Origin of the sequence: Chitinophaga sp. Cy-1792, from assembly GCF_011752935.1 — a bacterium.
In the GTDB taxonomy this organism is placed as follows: Bacteria; Bacteroidota; Bacteroidia; order Chitinophagales; family Chitinophagaceae; genus Chitinophaga.
Window position 1 is genome coordinate 2094500 of sequence record NZ_VWWO01000001.1, and the last position, 16612, is coordinate 2111111.

Annotated in this window: 14 protein-coding genes; 12 read left to right on the forward strand and 2 right to left on the reverse strand. The window is 39.9% G+C overall.

Features of this window, described 5'->3' with window-relative positions; translation table 11 throughout:
• Positions 1-25 precede the first annotated feature (25 nt).
• The 5 genes from F3J22_RS30820 to F3J22_RS08635 all read left to right on the forward strand — a co-directional run bounded on the left by F3J22_RS30820 (position 26) and on the right by F3J22_RS08635 (position 10319).
• A complete protein-coding gene (locus F3J22_RS30820; RefSeq protein ID WP_167016177.1) occupies positions 26-3559 on the forward strand; it encodes an RHS repeat domain-containing protein in 3534 nt (1177 codons plus the stop codon).
• Between the two features lie 18 nt (positions 3560-3577).
• Positions 3578-7972, forward strand: a complete 4395-nt coding sequence (locus tag F3J22_RS08620) for a DUF6443 domain-containing protein (RefSeq protein WP_167016179.1) — start codon at positions 3578-3580, stop codon at positions 7970-7972.
• Between the two features lie 45 nt (positions 7973-8017).
• Positions 8018-8320, forward strand: a complete 303-nt coding sequence (locus F3J22_RS08625) for a hypothetical protein (protein WP_167016181.1) — start codon at positions 8018-8020, stop codon at positions 8318-8320.
• Between the two features lie 982 nt (positions 8321-9302).
• Positions 9303-10031, forward strand: coding sequence for a DUF4160 domain-containing protein (locus tag F3J22_RS08630; protein WP_167016183.1), 729 nt, complete (start codon positions 9303-9305; stop codon positions 10029-10031).
• Between the two features lie 18 nt (positions 10032-10049).
• The gene (locus tag F3J22_RS08635; RefSeq protein WP_167016185.1) at positions 10050-10319 is read left to right on the forward strand and encodes a hypothetical protein; all 270 of its coding nucleotides are present in this window, start codon (positions 10050-10052) and stop codon (positions 10317-10319) included.
• A 217-nt stretch (positions 10320-10536) separates the two neighbouring features.
• On the opposite strand, the gene F3J22_RS08640 is transcribed toward F3J22_RS08635, so the two are convergent.
• Entirely contained in the window at positions 10537-10929 is a 393-nt protein-coding gene (locus tag F3J22_RS08640; protein ID WP_167016187.1) for a hypothetical protein, read from the reverse strand.
• A gap of 348 nt (positions 10930-11277) precedes the next feature.
• On the opposite strand from F3J22_RS08640, the gene F3J22_RS08645 reads away from it, so the two are divergent.
• From F3J22_RS08645 to F3J22_RS08665, 5 genes are all read left to right on the forward strand, one after another.
• On the forward strand, positions 11278-11733 hold the full coding sequence (locus F3J22_RS08645; RefSeq protein ID WP_167016189.1) for a macro domain-containing protein: 456 nt from the start codon (positions 11278-11280) through the stop codon (positions 11731-11733).
• Between the two features lie 92 nt (positions 11734-11825).
• Positions 11826-12227, forward strand: a complete 402-nt coding sequence (locus F3J22_RS08650) for a hypothetical protein (protein WP_167016190.1) — start codon at positions 11826-11828, stop codon at positions 12225-12227.
• Positions 12228-12400: 173 nt separating this feature from the next.
• Positions 12401-13051 (forward strand): hypothetical protein, encoded by a 651-nt coding sequence (locus F3J22_RS08655; protein WP_167016191.1) that lies wholly within the window; start codon positions 12401-12403, stop codon positions 13049-13051.
• 14 nt (positions 13052-13065) lie between these two features.
• Positions 13066-13506 carry a hypothetical protein gene (locus F3J22_RS08660; RefSeq protein ID WP_167016192.1) on the forward strand — a complete coding sequence of 147 codons (441 nt, stop codon included), beginning with the start codon at positions 13066-13068 and terminating at the stop codon, positions 13504-13506.
• A 29-nt stretch (positions 13507-13535) separates the two neighbouring features.
• Positions 13536-14000, forward strand: coding sequence for a hypothetical protein (locus F3J22_RS08665; RefSeq protein WP_167016193.1), 465 nt, complete (start codon positions 13536-13538; stop codon positions 13998-14000).
• 14 nt (positions 14001-14014) lie between these two features.
• Here F3J22_RS08665 and F3J22_RS08670 read toward each other — a convergent pair whose 3' ends face one another.
• Positions 14015-15445: a M15 family metallopeptidase gene (locus F3J22_RS08670; RefSeq protein ID WP_167016194.1), complete on the reverse strand. Its 1431-nt coding sequence runs from the start codon at positions 15443-15445 to the stop codon at positions 14015-14017.
• Positions 15446-15619: 174 nt separating this feature from the next.
• On the opposite strand from F3J22_RS08670, the gene F3J22_RS08675 reads away from it, so the two are divergent.
• Entirely contained in the window at positions 15620-16075 is a 456-nt protein-coding gene (locus tag F3J22_RS08675) for a hypothetical protein (protein WP_167016195.1), read from the forward strand.
• 43 nt (positions 16076-16118) lie between these two features.
• The gene (locus F3J22_RS08680; protein ID WP_167016196.1) at positions 16119-16577 is read left to right on the forward strand and encodes a hypothetical protein; all 459 of its coding nucleotides are present in this window, start codon (positions 16119-16121) and stop codon (positions 16575-16577) included.
• Positions 16578-16612: the final 35 nt, after the last annotated feature.

The window sequence follows — 16612 nt, forward strand, 5'->3', positions numbered from 1 at the left end:
TGACCTGGAAATAATAACTTATTCTGTGAATAAAAAGTGTTTTAACCTATACCAATTATTACTGTGCTTCTTGCACGTTTGTATCTTTTTGTCAGTATTTCAGAATGCACATGCGCAGTTTATTGATGCTTACACAAAATCGCTGAATAACAGGCTTCCTGTAACGCCGGAAGCAGGGGCAATCATGCGTTATCAAGATATTCCTGTTGGATTATCTTCTGGAATTCCAAGTATCTCAGTACCCCTTTTTGAATTGCAGGAAAACTGGATTAAGATACCTATTAGTCTTAATTATCATGCGGGAGGAATAAAAGTGGATGATCTGGCAAGTTGGACTGGCCTTGGCTGGTCTTTGTCTGCTGAATATGCGATTACAAGGGAAGTAAGAGGTATTCCGGATGAAGGAAGCGATGGGCCTGGAATATTTACTACTACCTTAAGTCCGGAATATTTAAGTGATTCTGCTGCTCCGGATGTGAAGGAGTATTATTCCAGAATGATATGGCGTGGTCAATATGATTCAGAGCCTGATATGTTTTACTTCAGTCTGCCTGGTGCTAGCGGTAAATATGTATTTGACCCGAAAACAAAGAAGTTTGTAGGTTCTCCGGACAATGGATTTATGGTAGAAAGGAGAACAGATAATACCTGGGTATTAACCGGGCCTGATGGCAGTGTTTATACTTTCGATGTTAAAGTGCTTTCAACCAATAAAGTAAAAGATCTTGTTGAAACGGCGAATTATACCTCAATCACCTCCAGCTGGAATCTTTCAAAAATAGTAAATCCTGATAAAACAGATTCTATCCTATTTACCTATAGGCAAACAGATTACGATTACTGGATGAATGGATCTAATACAGTTTATACGCCTCTCGTGCCAATGTCATTACAAGGACCGTGGCAGCCTAATAGTAATTGCTTCTCTTATACTAAAATTACAGGAGCCTCAATATTAGACGCTATTTCATCCCGCAACTATAAAGTTGTTTTTAATACAGATGCTGTTACCAGGAAAGACTTAAATAACGGTTTAAGTTTAAATAATATTGATATCTTTTCCAATAAGGGTGGAAGGTTAAATAGGGTGGTGCTCAATCACAGCTATTTTACAAGTGCTGGTTCTAATCCTAATAGTGCTCCTGACCTCGGTCATAATATATTTAGATTGAAACTGGATGGCATAACGATAGCAGGTGCAGATGGACAGGATTCAACGCAGCGTTATAGATTCGTATATGACAATGATAACGTGCTGCCGTCGAGGTTATCTTACAGTCAGGACTTCTGGGGTTATTACAATGGTGCTTCCAATTGGGGAACAAATAAGAATACATTGGCCCCGGAAGATGAACTGTTTTACAAAACAAAGTTCATATTACTGCCCGGTGCGGATAGGAAACCCTATACTTCCTGTGCACAAGCTGGTATATTGAAAGCTATCTATTATCCTACCGGAGGGAATGTAAAGTTTGAGTATGAATCCAATACAGTGGGATATAACTATTCCAAGTATATTAAACCTGCTACTATTCAGCAGGTTCAAATGCTATGGGATAGTAAAGATAATGGCGAACAACTTCAGGGAAATTATTCAACCACCTTTGTTATCAATGAGCCACCTAGCGCCTTAAATGACTGGAAGGGTGGTGCCTGGGTAACCGGTTCAACAGAACCAATGTGTGATAAAAATATGCCTTATTGCCCTACTGTTATAATTGGAGGGCCTATAGGGTTTACATTCACCAATGAGCTCTCCCGTACCTATTTTCCAAATGGAACGTATAGTTTTTCTGTAAATACATCCGCATTAAACAATTGGTCGGGGATTGACGGTCAAAGATATTTTGCTGCATCTTTATATTATGACATGCAGGATCCTGACAAGAAAAATTTTGTTGTTGGCGGATTAAGAGTAAAAAGAATAGTTACCAGTGATGGTGCGATGCAATCCCCTTCGTCTGTTAAAGAATATGTTTATCATGATGAGGTGACGGACTCGTCATATGGGTTTTTAGGCAGTTTTCCTGTTTTTAGTGAAATTGTAAGTGCCGAAGTATGGGCAGACGTCAATGCAGGTACGCGCAAAGAAAACCAAATATATTATGTTAGATATGGGAATGTAGTAAACCCGATTGTCACAACCCAGGGTGCACAGGTCTTCTATCCAAAGGTAACAGAATATTTAATTGGCAATACCCGGCGTATCAAACAGCGGCATTCTTTCACGATGATACCCCCGGAGAATAACTATCATTTCCCTTATCCTCCTGTTTATGACGAAGACTGGGCCAGAGGTAATGCATTATCTGATACCTTATTTCAAACAAAGGAGGGTAACAGTTATGCCCCGATTAGTATTACGACTAATGACTATGATCTGTATCCTCTTGATCAATCAGGGAAAAGCTTTGTAACATCGGTATGGGGACTGAAGTATGGATGTAGGGATTTTCTATATAATCCCTACCTGACTGAAGAGCCGATGTCTCCGATGGTGAATGGAGTTGCAAGTGAAAAATATTTGGTGCCTACAGGCCGGTATTACAAGAAAACTGATACTACTATTACTATTGATAATATCGGAATTAGACAAACTAATGTAAGATCGTACCAATATGGAGAAAAATCGATGCTTCCTGTTCGGGTTAAAACAACCAATAGCCAGGGACAACAGGTTTGGGAAGAAACGGTTTATCCTGGCGATTCCACCTACAGCGTTTCAGGTATTACTGCAGCTGACAAAGCCAGATTGCTTGCCGCCAACAGGGTTGTCGTGCCGCTTTCGCAAAGAAAGATAGTCGATAATGTGGTAGTAAATCAGTCGGATTATTATTATCACCTGAATGCTAAACTATTATTGGTGGATAGCCTTTCCACCAGCAACCACGGTAGTTTGCCTGATCGTCAGGTATATGTGCCGAATTATGATGCATCAGGTAATCCCCAAACAATTTACAAGAGGGATGGGCAGATATTGAGTTATCTCTGGGATGCAGCATACAATCAGCCTATCGCTTCATCCTCTATGAAAGGGGATTATCCATGGTTGTTTACTTCTTTCGAGTATGACCAGCTGCCTCGAAATACAACGTATAATACATCAGGGATAATAAGTGTTAGCACACCATTCGGAAAAAATGCTTATCAGCTGAATACACAAGGAATCAGTTTACAGCCCTTAAATTCATCGATAAAATATAATATTAAAGTCTGGTTACAGAACGGTGCCCAATGTATGGTAAACGGAACACCCGTATCACCGCTACAAGTTGTAAATGGAAATTGGAGACTACATCAATTAAGCATTACCGGTGTAACGCAGATTGTTGTTACTGGCAGTGGCCTCATCGATCAGCTAATGATTATACCTGAAGGAGCAGCCGTAACAGGAAACGTATACAATGCCAGTGGTCAGGTCACCAGCAAAACGGATCAGAGCGGAAAAAGCAGTTTTTTCGAATATGATAATTTAGGAAGACTTTCCACCGTACGCGATCCACAGGGCAATATCCTGAAACAATACCGCTATCAATATAATACTAATAACCCGCAATAAACGTAGTCTCTGTTTTTTATGACTATACCTATAAAAAGAATATTCTTTACCGTACTCCTATTTTCTGGTTTTCATGTATATGCACAGCAGAATGTCCCTGTTAACCAGATGAAGCCGGTAGCTACACCTGTAGCATTACCAACACCATATTCCAACCCGGTACTCAATTATGTGCGTACATGGGAACCGGTAGTTCCTATTAAAGATACCGCTTTAGTTGTCAATCCAGGTAAAACCATTGCAGAGGTGAAACAGCTTACTGCCTACTTTGACGGGTTGGGCAGACCGCTGCAGACAGTTGCCAAAGGCAGCAGTGGCAGTGGAAAAGATATGGTTTCTCCTGTGATATATGATGAGTATGGGCGGGAAGTATATAAATATCTGCCTTATGCTGCTACCGCAACTGCTGCCAATGGTTTATTCAAGAATAATCCTTTTGGAGATCAGCAGGTTTTTTACAATAACAGGAGCTTAAACCCGGGGATATTGGGTGATACCATTTATTATTCTCAAACTACCTATGAAAACTCTCCATTAAACAGGATTTTGAGCACCAATGCGCCGGGGAATAATTGGGCTGCCAGTGGCGGAAAGAAAGCTGTCACCACTCAATACCTGTTGAATGAAGTAGCTGACGCAGTGGTGATCTGGAAATTACAGGGAAATGGCATACCTGTTTATAATGGGAAGTATGATGCCGGTTCCTTGTTTAAATATCTAACTACAGATGAAGAGGGAAAACGGGTAGTTACTTTTAAAGATAAGGACGATCATGTTATCCTGAAGAAAGTACAGTTGCAAAATGCTCCGGGTAATGCACATGCCGGCTGGTTGTGCACCTATTATATCTATGATGACTTAGGGTTGTTGACCTTTGTTATTCCGCCATTGGCAATGGAAAAGATTGATGGTACCTGGGATGTGACTGCATACAAAGATGAATTGTGTTTTCAGTATCGTTATGATAGTCATCAGCGGATGATTGAAAAAAAGATACCTGGCGCCGGATTAGTGGAAATGGTGTACGATAACCGCGACAGACTGGTGTTTTCTCAGGATGGAAATATGCGTGATAAGGGCAAATGGATGGTTACCTTTTATGACGGGATGAACCGCCCCGTAGAAACTGCTATTTATAAGCCACTGAACCGCATAGCCAGGGCCGCCCTGCAAACCAATATGGACAAAGTTGCAGCTGATGGTGTGTTAAGTTATACCATTCCTGGCATAGATAAGCTGCTGGTAGCTACTAATGACAGAGTCGTTTATGAGGCTATCTCAGAAATTGATATCCTGCCGGGATATGAAAGTGGAAATGAGGAGCAATTATTTCAGCTTAATTCAGGATTGAATGGTGGCGTTATTAATACCAACATTTCTAATCCATTGCCGAATATTGCATCATCTGAACTTACACCCCTCACCTTTACTTTCTACGACAATTATGACTATGTAAAACCACTTGATTTACAGTCGGGGGATTTTTCCAAACTCAATGCGGGTACCTCTAATGCGGGGGAAGAGTCGAAGGTTTCTTACAATGTTGCCGGACTTGTAACAGGAATGCGTAAACGCATTATTGACACAGATACCTGGCTTACTACAACTACCTATTATGATGAAAAGGCCAGGGTAATTCAATCAGTAAGTGATAACCAGACGGGGGGAAAGGACGTAGTGAGCACGATGTACGATTTTACAGCTAAGCCGCTCAGTGTTTACGAACGTCATACAAACCTCAAGAGTGGTGTCAGCCCTCAATTGACAGTACTTTCAGTTTATAATTACGATCCTGCCGGGAGATTGATAGAGCTGAGGAAGAAATACAATGATCAGGATACATTAACCCGTGTTATTGCGGCTAACTCCTATGATGAACTGGGTGCCTTACGCCAGCATGCTTTGGGGGGGCAGGGTAGCGGCAGACCTATTACAACCGAGACTTTCGAGTACAATATCAGAGGGTGGCTGTTGTCCATGAATCGTGCATATGTGGAAAGTGGCACTATGGACAAGGCTTACTTCGGACAGGTACTTTCCTATGATGGTGGTTTTTCTGGCAAAAACTACAACGGCAATATTGCCGGAATAAAATGGCGCGGATTTACAGACCCTGCAGCCAGAGCGTTTGGCTATAGTTACGATAATGCGAGCCGTTTGATTAATGGAGATTTCTCTCAGCAGGAAGGAAGCAATAGTACCTGGAATAACAACAGTGTAAATTTCAATGTTTCTGATATCACTTATGATGCGAATGGGAATATTGGATCAATGAAACAGATGGGACTCGTTGGTAATCAGTCTGTACCGGTGGATGTTTTATCTTACACTTATCAGGGCGGTAGCAATAAGTTATTGTCGGTTAAAGATAATGGTGGTACTTCCGCACCACTAGGCGATTTTAAGAACGGAACTAATGAGGGAGTCGATTATGTTTATGATGTAAACGGGAATCTTACCCAGGATGCTAATAAAAATATTGATAGTATAGATTATAATCACCTGAATTTGCCGGTGGAGATTACAATAACCGGGAAGGGGATTATTCGATATAAGTATGATGCCACCGGAGCCAAAATTTCCAAAACAGTTATTGACAATTCAGGTGGGGCGTCAAGAACTACTGTAACTGATTATATCGGTGGGCTGGTATATGAAAATGACAGCCTGCGTTTTGCTGGTAATGAGGAAGGGCGGGTACGTGTTATTAATAAAGCCGGTGCTGCTCCTCAGTACGTATTTGATTATTTTATAAAAGATCATCTGGGTAATATTCGTCAGGTACTTACAGAAGAGAGCAATACTAATTTGTATGCTGCTACGATGGAATCTGGGAAGGCCGCCACGGAAGAAGCGTTATTCAGCAATATAGCCAGTACCCGGGCTCCTTTACCGGCGGGTTATCCGACGGATGGTACTACAAATCCCAATCAGTACATCTCTAAATTGAATGCTGGTTCCGGAGCTAAAGTAGGGGCTTCCCTGGTGTTGCGTGTAATGGCGGGTGATACACTGAAAGTAGCAGGTTCTGCATTTTATAAATCTACCGGTACAAATGTCAACAATGCTACGCCGGCGCAGATGCTTGCATCTGTTTTGAATGCATTTGGAGGTACGGATGCCGTTGGTGGTGCACATGGTGCTGGTACCTCTTCCATGAACCTGTCGTCCAATTTTTCCAGTTCGGATCTGCAACATCTCATAGATAAAGATCCAGGGCAGAATTTATCGGATAAACCAAAGGCTTATATAACCTATGCTGCTTTTGATGATCAGTTTAAGCTGATAGATGAAAACAGTGGTGTTCGTCAGGTACAGGGAGCGCCCGATCAGCTGCAAGTGCTTGGCTCAGGGAACATCATCATGAAAAAGAGTGGATTTGTTTACATTTACACTAGTAATGAGAGTAATGAAGATGTTTACTTTGATAACCTGGCAGTAACACATGCCACCGGTCCGGTAATTGAAGAGACGCATTATTATCCGTTTGGGTTGACGATGGCGGGGATAAGTGCGACTGCGTTGAAGGGTACACAATATTCAAAGAACCGTAATGAGTTTAATGGCATAGAACATACGACTGATTTGGATTTGAATCAGTATGATGCATTGTACAGGAACCTTGATCCGCAGGTAGGTAGGTGGTGGCAGATAGACCCCAAAGCTACTAAGTATGAAGATTATTCGCCGTATAACCATACAATGAATAATCCCATTGGGATGAGCGACATGTTTGGGGATGATACGACGCGATACCAGGATCTTCCAAAAGTTTGGTCAGACTTTAAGCCGAACTCGGATGTAGTTCAATTGCCTACATACGCTGTATCTCCAAGCTCTACGCACCAAGATTGGAGTAATGTTGGATTTGGAATTACTTATGGGTTTGGGTGGAAAGTAATGCCATCCCAAGGTTTATTTAAAACTTTAATATTTGGAGGAAGATCCCTTTATGGAAGAGATGTTGATCTTGATGGCCGTTTAACAAAACGGATAACGCCTTTAGCATTTATAGTTCCGGAGGAGTTGGCTTTTGTTGACTTTGAAGGAATCAATTTGGTAGCAAGTGGCCGAAGAATTCTAAAAACATTTAAATGGTCATCTAAATCAGTATCGCTTGCGGCGAAGGAAATTGCCAGTGGTAAATTAAGTATATTTGTAAAGACTAGAGCAGAAGCTGAAGAGCTTTTTTTAGGACTTTTTAATGGCGCTGGTTATAAAAATTCAAGTGCATTTAATGGGCCTGCGGCTAAGCAGTATTTTAATAGCAAAACCATGCATTATCACTGGGATGATGTATTTGATGAAACCGGCTGGCTGGTAAACCATTCTCGTAGTAATCCCCATGGAAATATTATGCATTTACAAGTTCATTTAGAAGATGGTGGCGTTTTAAGAATATTTTTTGAGTAATTTTTTATGACAAAGTTTCAACTTACGATTTATAATAGATTTAGAATGGGAGAGGTAATTGTTGCTGAAGCAAAGGCATCAATAGCTGGCTGTCGTCGATGGGTAGGCATACTGCGTTTACCTGAATATGATCACCTAAGACAGGTTCGTTATGAAAATAAATGGATTGTTTTAGAAAGAGAAATAAAAATAGGTGCAGGAATTGACTATGACATCGCAGATGAGGATATACTATTTTTGAAGAAATATTATGCAAATACGGAAGAGGAAATATATGATATTTTGAAAGTGATAGATATAGAGCCTTGTAAATTTACATATCCCTGGAAGGTTGATTATCCTATGTAATATTGATATGTAACAAAGCTAACAATAATATACCCGCAGCAATAGGGTGTGGGTGTGGAAGGCATGTAGTAGTTGCTCTAGGGTGAGAGTCCCAAATACGCTTTGCAGTTGGAAGCATTAGTTAATAGCAAGGGCCCATAGTAAGGTGGAATCTGAAGGCCGCTGGCGGCAACCATCTAAGCCGACGAACAGAAACTGTATACAAGGCGGAGTTATATATAACCACCTAAGTACAGCGGCCAAAATGGATGGAAAGTGTTACACTTACCCTGGAAGTCCCTGTTTGTTGCCGGAAGTCTGCTGAGCTCACAATAGAATGGAAATGAGCCACCTCCCGAAGTATAAGGATAAAGGTGGAAATCTCACACAAAACCTGAAGAGCTTCATAAGCTGCAACTGAAAATAATGCTAACTGCTTTATAGTATCTTTTTCATGCATGAATGAAAATCAAAGTACTCTTCTTCAATTACTTTTAAAATAAAAATCGCATCAGGGACTTCCTGTTGCGATTTTTATTTTAAGTTCACTGGGAAGATAAGTGTATATATGAACTAGTATGCATCAATTATTCCTATTTTGCGATGCCTGTTTGAAACCTATGGGATTATGAATACAATTTCAATTTTCTTATTCTACTTATTTTAGGTTGTAGTGCCCGATCAATTATAACAGCCAGGTCTGGATAATATGGTAATGACAGAGGAGACATTATAAAAAAAGAGCAGGAAGTGTTCTTCGATAACCTGGTGGTAACGCAGGCTGCAGGACAGGTACTGGAGGAAACGCACTATTATCCTTTTGGGTTGACAATGGCGGGGATAAGTTCGACGGTGTTGAAGGTGTGTAATTATCCTGAGAACCGTAAGAAGTATAATGGGATAGCGTATACGAGTGAATTAGACCTTGATATATGATGCGCAGTTTAGGAATCTTGATTCTCAGATTGGCAGGTGGAACCAGATAGATCCGAAGATAGATGAGATGGAGATGTGGTCTCCTTATGCCTCAAATTTCAACAACCCAATTAGATATAAAGACTTTTTAGGAGATGAGCCCGATGATGGTTTGTGGGGTAGGTTGCAACAGGCGGTAATAAATGTCAAAGATCAAATTATCTCTGCTGCTTTGGGGGCCGGAAATGCATACGTAACTAATCAATTTACGGCGGGTATAGGCCGCAAATACTTTAGTGAAACTGGGTTGACGGGAAATAATGCAATAGCCTACCAAATTGGCCAAAAAGGGGCAGATGCATATAGTACTATTCAAGGTGCCATTGAAGTTCTCGGTTCTGGAGTTGACGAAGTATTAACTGTAGGTGTAGCGACTCCTATTGCAGTTCCCGCATTAATCCATGGAACAGTTGCAACTGTAGTTTCTGTAAAAAATTTGGCTACACCGATTAAGTTTTCTGAAGGAGGTACCACTAAATCAGGAGGGAAATATACAGAACCTACTCTGCCATCAAAAACAGTGGCAGATAATGGGAAAGTAAAGGCAGAGCATTATACGAGAAGTGGAGATCATGGTCCTCCACACGTACATGTAAAGGGAGGGGGGCCAGAAACTAAAGTTGGGCAAAATGGAAAACCAACTGATGGATCTCCAGAGTTGACACCTACTCAACAAAAATTTGTAAATGAATTTAAATCAGATATTCGCAGTGCATTGAAAAAGATTGGGCGCTGGTATAACTATAATAGACAATAGACAATAAAAAAATAGTTTATGGAATTCGTTTGGCTTTTTAATGGAGAAATGGGGCGCTTTGCATCTGGGGTATTTACGGAATTAATACTTGCTGAAAATTGGATTAGGACCAATAAATTGACTGGCGTACTGACCCAATATCCAATTAATACTGGAGTTTATGATTGGGCAGTTAAAGAAGGGATGTTTCATGTAAAGAAGGAGGAACACACTACTTCATTGTTCATTGGTAAGTTTACATCAGCAGGTCAAGAGCATTATCATTATGAGAATGGAGAAAGAGATTGATGTGTACGGAAGATAAACAGATGTAATAAGTGCATAGTCTCACCTAACAGAAATCTATGGTGATAATGTTTCCAAATGAGTCTGTAAATTCAGGATGTTGTGTCCAGGTTATTGTGGCTTGTGTATGAAAGTGGCCTCCTTTCTTCAATATTTTTGCATAAAAAAGCCTTCCGCCAAAGCGGAAGGCCACAATATTCACGGATAGGAACTTCGTATTTTACATGGCAGGCGCACCTGTATTGTCTACTGTGATGGCCTCAACAACGCCATTGTTTATCAGGCGCACATTATAACGATCCATACCATTCATGGATTTTAACGGAGTAATATCATACAGGGCACTACCGTACTTGTTTTCAAAAGTACTGATTACATCCTGGGGTACATATGCTTCCGTTACAGGAAGGGCAGCTCTTGGGTACCAGTAACTGTTATCATTCATGTAAACATAATGACTGGCTTTACGTTCTTTTTTCTCTGCCTTCCTTTCTGCTCTGGCTTCTTTTTTCATTTCATGACGGCCGGAGTTAGCGTTCGCATGTGATGGGATCAAGCTTATTGTTGTAAATCCCATTCCAGCTGCGAATAAATAAACCATCACCTTTTTCATGATCATAAGATTTAGATGAATCGAATCTATTTACACCACAAATTTCCACTATTAGGTTGTTAAAATGAGCATTCTCAGGGGTTTTAACTAATTGGACTAAGGATGAAACTGATTGAAATTGATTGTATTACTGCGTTTTAACAGGGTAACAGTATGAGCGGTTAGCGCTAATTTTAACATTGTATAAATATTGTTTTGTAAGATGTGAGATAGAAATTCATCGGTAGAAATGTTAAATGCAAGTATATCCATCTAACTAAAAATCTATATCTTTAGCAGATATCTTAACCCTTTATAATAAGTGCAGGAGCATATTTGTTGACCAACTCCGAGATCAAAACAGATTCAATGATTCATTACATACCGACAGGAGATATCTTCCAGTTACCGGAAACAAAAAACTATGCACATGGCTGTAATTGTGCAGGTGCCATGGGAAAAGGCATTGCAGTCGCATTTAAGGAGAAATTTCCGGAAATGTATCTCAGCTATAAACAGCTTTGCAAAACGGGTAATTTTAAACCCGGAGACGTATTTACCTACAAATACCAGGACGGTTATGTATTTAACGTAGGTACACAGAAAAGCTGGACAACCCCGGCTACTTTAGATACTGTTACGCAGGGGCTTGATAAAATGATGAAAGAAGCAACTACGGCAGGCGTGGATAACATCGCATTACCAAGAATAGGCGCAGGTTTGGGAAAGCTGGACTGGGAAGAGGTAAAACGGGTTATTAATCATATTGGTGATGCATATCCGCATATTGATTTGTATGTTGTGGAGAATTATAGTTTAATATAAACACATGGTAAATAGAGCTGACATCGGTCTTTTTTTTGGTCTGATGGTGAAATGGGCTACACCGAAATGAATGCTGCCAGATATGGTCTAACATGAATTTTTACAATTATCTTTTTGCACATTTAACGTTTTTTGCCAAAAAATTTGGCTCCGGGGATGCCAGCTATTCCGGAAAGGTTTACATGGATATGTTTTTATTAATGGTATTGGCAGGTCCCATATGTTTTGGTGTGTTAATGGCAACATATTCCCTTATTGCAGCTTTGTCTGCATTTGGTGTATTAATGATAGCGGTTAGTATTTTTAATAAACGTTATTTTTATCGGAAACGCCGATATGAAGAAATATTAAAACACTATGAAACAGCATCCGTGGGAAAGCGTATAACAGGGATGATATTATCAGTCTTCTTAGTGCTTTTTTCCTTTACCCTGCCATTTTTGATTGTATATTTAATCATTGTCATTTTTAATATCCCGCATATTGAAGTTTAAAAATGGCTTGAGGTGAAGAGACTCGATGATTGGAGATGATCTGTTTAATAGTATTTTGTAGTTTATTCCCTTGCATCTTATCCAGTAGTGTAAAGCATCGGATATCTTTCATTTAATTTATTACCTTTTGTTTTCATCTACGTTTATAGCCAATCTCAAAATATTCCACTACTATGGTGTACAGGAAGTATTATTTATTTTATGTACCGGTAATTTCAATACTGTTAACCGCTTGTGGTAATAACGTCAGGAAGGAGAAAACTACGTGGAGAGTCGATACCATGTTGCCAACAGATAGTCATTCGCTGGTGAAAGTGGTAGAAGACTCCACTTCCAGGAACAGCCCGCCATTGCCGGCGCTCACACCAATGGGCGTTACCATGTATATACAGACAATTTTAGATTATAAAGATAGTACGGACAAATATCTGAAGTCCACGAAAAAGATTACCACCATCATTAAAGGATCTGCAGAAATGGGGGAGGCAATTGCCTACATTGCTGCTACGGATACCGTCAAATTACATGTGGTGTTTTATGGGGAGTTAGGGAAGTCGGTATATGAATTTTACCTGAAAGACGGAAAGGTGGTTTATTATACAGCTAAGGATATGCTATACAACCGACCAATATTTGAATCACACAAAGTTAAAGTGATAAAAACAACCTATGAGCAGTTTATTTTTCTTGAAGAAACGGTTGTACGCTGGTGGCACAATAATAAGCTGATGGAAGAGAAACCTGCCGATGATCCGCAGGGAGAGGATCCATTTAGTTTATATGATTTTGTTCAGGAGCAGATACAGGAGGAAAATGAGCAATGATAATTAAGTATTTAATGAGATATATTTTTTGCGGCATCCTGGTTGCCGGATTATTAGTTTCCTGTAATCACCTTATTCAGGGGAATGACCTCTCGGCTGCTGATATAAAGCGTATAGGTGCACTGGGTATTCTTGATAAAGATGAGCAGGTGATTAAATTCTATTCTGAATACAAGAAAAGCTATGCCGGGAACTTTTTTACAGAAAAACGAATTGCGATGTACTGGATCGATTCCAGAGACAGCACAAAGAACGTCATAAAAACTGCATTTTACAAGGATATAAAGTCGATGGATACTGTTTATAATGCAGGACTTACCTATTCCCCTTATATTCTGGTTACAATGAATAACGGCAGCAGTTTCAAGGTAAGTGTAGGTGGGGGGAGAAAAGAATTTAAGCTTTTCTATATGGATGTTTTGAAGAGTTGGAAGGGGAATCAGAGGGTCTTGTAAAGGAACTTAATGCTTGAAATAATTATCGGATGAAGAAGTGTTTAGTTTTAATCTTACTATTTGTTAGTAATTGCGTTTTAGGTCAGGCCGGTCATATAAAAGAGCCAGACTATGAAGGATATATATTCCCGGCGTCTTTCAAAAAAGTGGAAAAGTGGGTTTTTGAGGAAGCACGTGGTCGGTTTACGCCAACACCGGCTGAAATAGCGATAGTGGAGCGTATTGTAAAGTTACAATTGGAAGAGGAAGAAAAAACGTCAAGCTACAAATTGCATATTTGTGCCCATTTAAAAATGTATAAACGACAGTATGTTGGATTTTTTGATAAATCAGGACATAAAGTAATTTGGGTGAATGCGTTACTTTCAAATTACCCCTTTCCCCTTTCAAGCCAGATAATAGAGGTGGATGACGGTGGCGAGTCATTCTGGCAGATGTTAATTGATCTTAAAGAAAAAAAGGGATTTGGCTTTAGCATTAACAGTTTGGGCTAGTGTTATAATTAGTCTTAGAAATTATACCCCATCCTCAGTTTAATGGGATCAGTATTAGGTATATGTGAAGAATATAGGAAATCGAATAGTAGTGATACATCACCCTTTACTTTGGAACTTACCTTATATTTCTTTTTTATACCTATTAACCCGCCTGGTGTCCACTGCGCCAAGCCTGGTATAGCGCTCAGGGTAACCGGCTGGTAATTTTGTTCATAGCCACCATTCAGGAAGAAGGTGTTTTTCAGTTTCCAGTCTACAAAGGAGCGAAGGCCTATTCCCTCACTGCTGAAGGCGATGTGGTTAAACCCTTGTCCCATACCAAGCTTATAGGCGGCACCCAATCCGATAACCCCGTTTTTATGGAACTTATAACCAACCTGCCCTGCGATATCGCTGGTGGTAGGGTAAAAGCTGGTGTTACGCTGGAACTGTATATTTCCGCCATATTCAAGTCGTTGCAGGAATGTTTTGGATTTCATTTCATTAGGCTTGAAGTTGGGCATTTCGCCGGCATTGTCGAGTCCTGGGAAGTTCTTTTTAAGATCGTCCATTTTAGCGCGTGCTTCTGCCATGGAACTGCTGACCGCTGATGCGGCATTAGGGCCGCTTCCCAGGCGTTGCTGAATAAGGCGTTCTACCTGCGTGCGTGTCTGAAGCCCTGCAAGATCAGGAGTGGCGCTGCTTCCGCCTGCATCTATACCCATCAGACTTGCGAGGTAGCTGTGCTTCGCCATGAAATCTTTATAGGCAGGAACTTTTTGCGCCAGTTCAAGGGCTTTCTTCTCAATTTTCTTTTTATCACTGAAAGATTCCTTCAGTTCTTTCACCTGCTGACCATAGTAATAGGCTTCCTTGTTCATGCCCTGCAGACTCTTTGCCATATCTGGCATATTGCCCAGCTGGCCGTTGAGTAACTGTTTACGCTGCTGCATAAACGCTTTGGCTTCCTCCAATATGGCCAGTTTATCCTGAAGTGCTGTTACTGATTTCAGGCTGCCGTTCAATGCCGGGACTTTATCCGCAGAAATATTGGATTGCTTCAGGAAGCTGAGTGTATTGAAAAGAGAGTCTACACCTAAACTATTCCCCAGTAATTTCTTTCCCGGAATCTTATCTGTTTTGGCTTTCAGTTTATCTTTCAGCGCAGCAAACTGCTGTTCACTATCATTAAAGAGCTTTTGCGCATTAACTGAATCCAGTTTCGCCATACGCTTTTTCATCTGCTCCTCATAACGGGACATCTGGTTAAGGGCTTTCGCAGTGCGTTTGGTCAGCTGCCGGTTTAAGGCATCTGATTTTTTGGAAACAGTGCTGTAGTATTTGTTAGGGAGATCTATTGTTTTATTTACGATGCTGTCTTTTTGCGCCAGCACTTGCTCCTGAGCGTTGGCAGAAATAGCTATGACAGACAGACTTATTAGAATCAGGTATATGGGTCGCATGTGAAAAGTATCTAAAGTAACAGTACAACGGATGTTAGCAAATTTACGTAAAAATTTACAAGGTTAATTCCCGATATTGGATATGGATGATGACTGCCGGTGATTTTCCTTGATAACTTGATAGGATATACGTTTGAAAGCAGGTATCAAAATAAAATATAAGGAGGAAGAATAATGAATAACTATACCCTGGATGATATAAGTATTGATAACCAAAAAGGATATTTAGGCTTTAGTGCCTTTATTATAGTACTTTTCGGCGCCTGTTTTATCTTTGATTTTCATTTTTATGTGGGTCTTATCCTGGCAATAGTTATATTACTTTTATGGCTGGGATTTAAATTTTATGCAGACTTCTATAATGTGAAAATTCAGGAAAAGATGTTTGTGATTGAACATATTTTCAAACCTGTACAAAGATTAGATATCGATTTGTTTGATAGAATAGAAGGTATGCAAACGGTTTTCTGGTTGCCAGGAACTTCCTATTTTACTATCTGTTTCAAAGATGGAAGAAGATTTAATTTCTGCAGTATTAAATACAAAGGCTTTAAATACCAATTAACTAGTAAGGAAGAGATCAGTAAGAAACTCACAGCGGAGGTAGTTCACATGGTAAATAATTATTAAGGTATGTTATTGTTACTTACTAAGATATCAAACAGTATAAGTTGTGGTTAATTTCAATCAAAATAATAAGCAGATATATACACTGATGTGGCTACCGGCAGAAGATGAGATTATTTTTCGTGCGAAGGATGAAAGCCCGGTTGCTGCAAATGATAGTTTATATAGTCATCTTAAAAAACATATTCATCTACATCAGTGGAAAGTAAGATATACTGCGGCATACCGCCAATGGCTGGACAATGATAACAATGCTATTTATGATATCTCCAATGAAATTAATAAATCAATGATAGCAGCGTTGATTAAGTTAAATGAGGATTTGGAGACTAAAGCAGTATTTTTCTGGTTTGATATAGATAGATCAGTAACAGATGAATTTACCTGGAAGTGTTGTCCGGTTTCAGGAAAGAAATTAATTACGCTAGGTAAGGAATATACTAAAAAGAATGCCTTTGTATCACCGGATTATCCATTGATATTTCCGGATTATGTTAGCTTGTGATAGTATGTTGTTTATCGCAAAAGAAAACTCCTGCC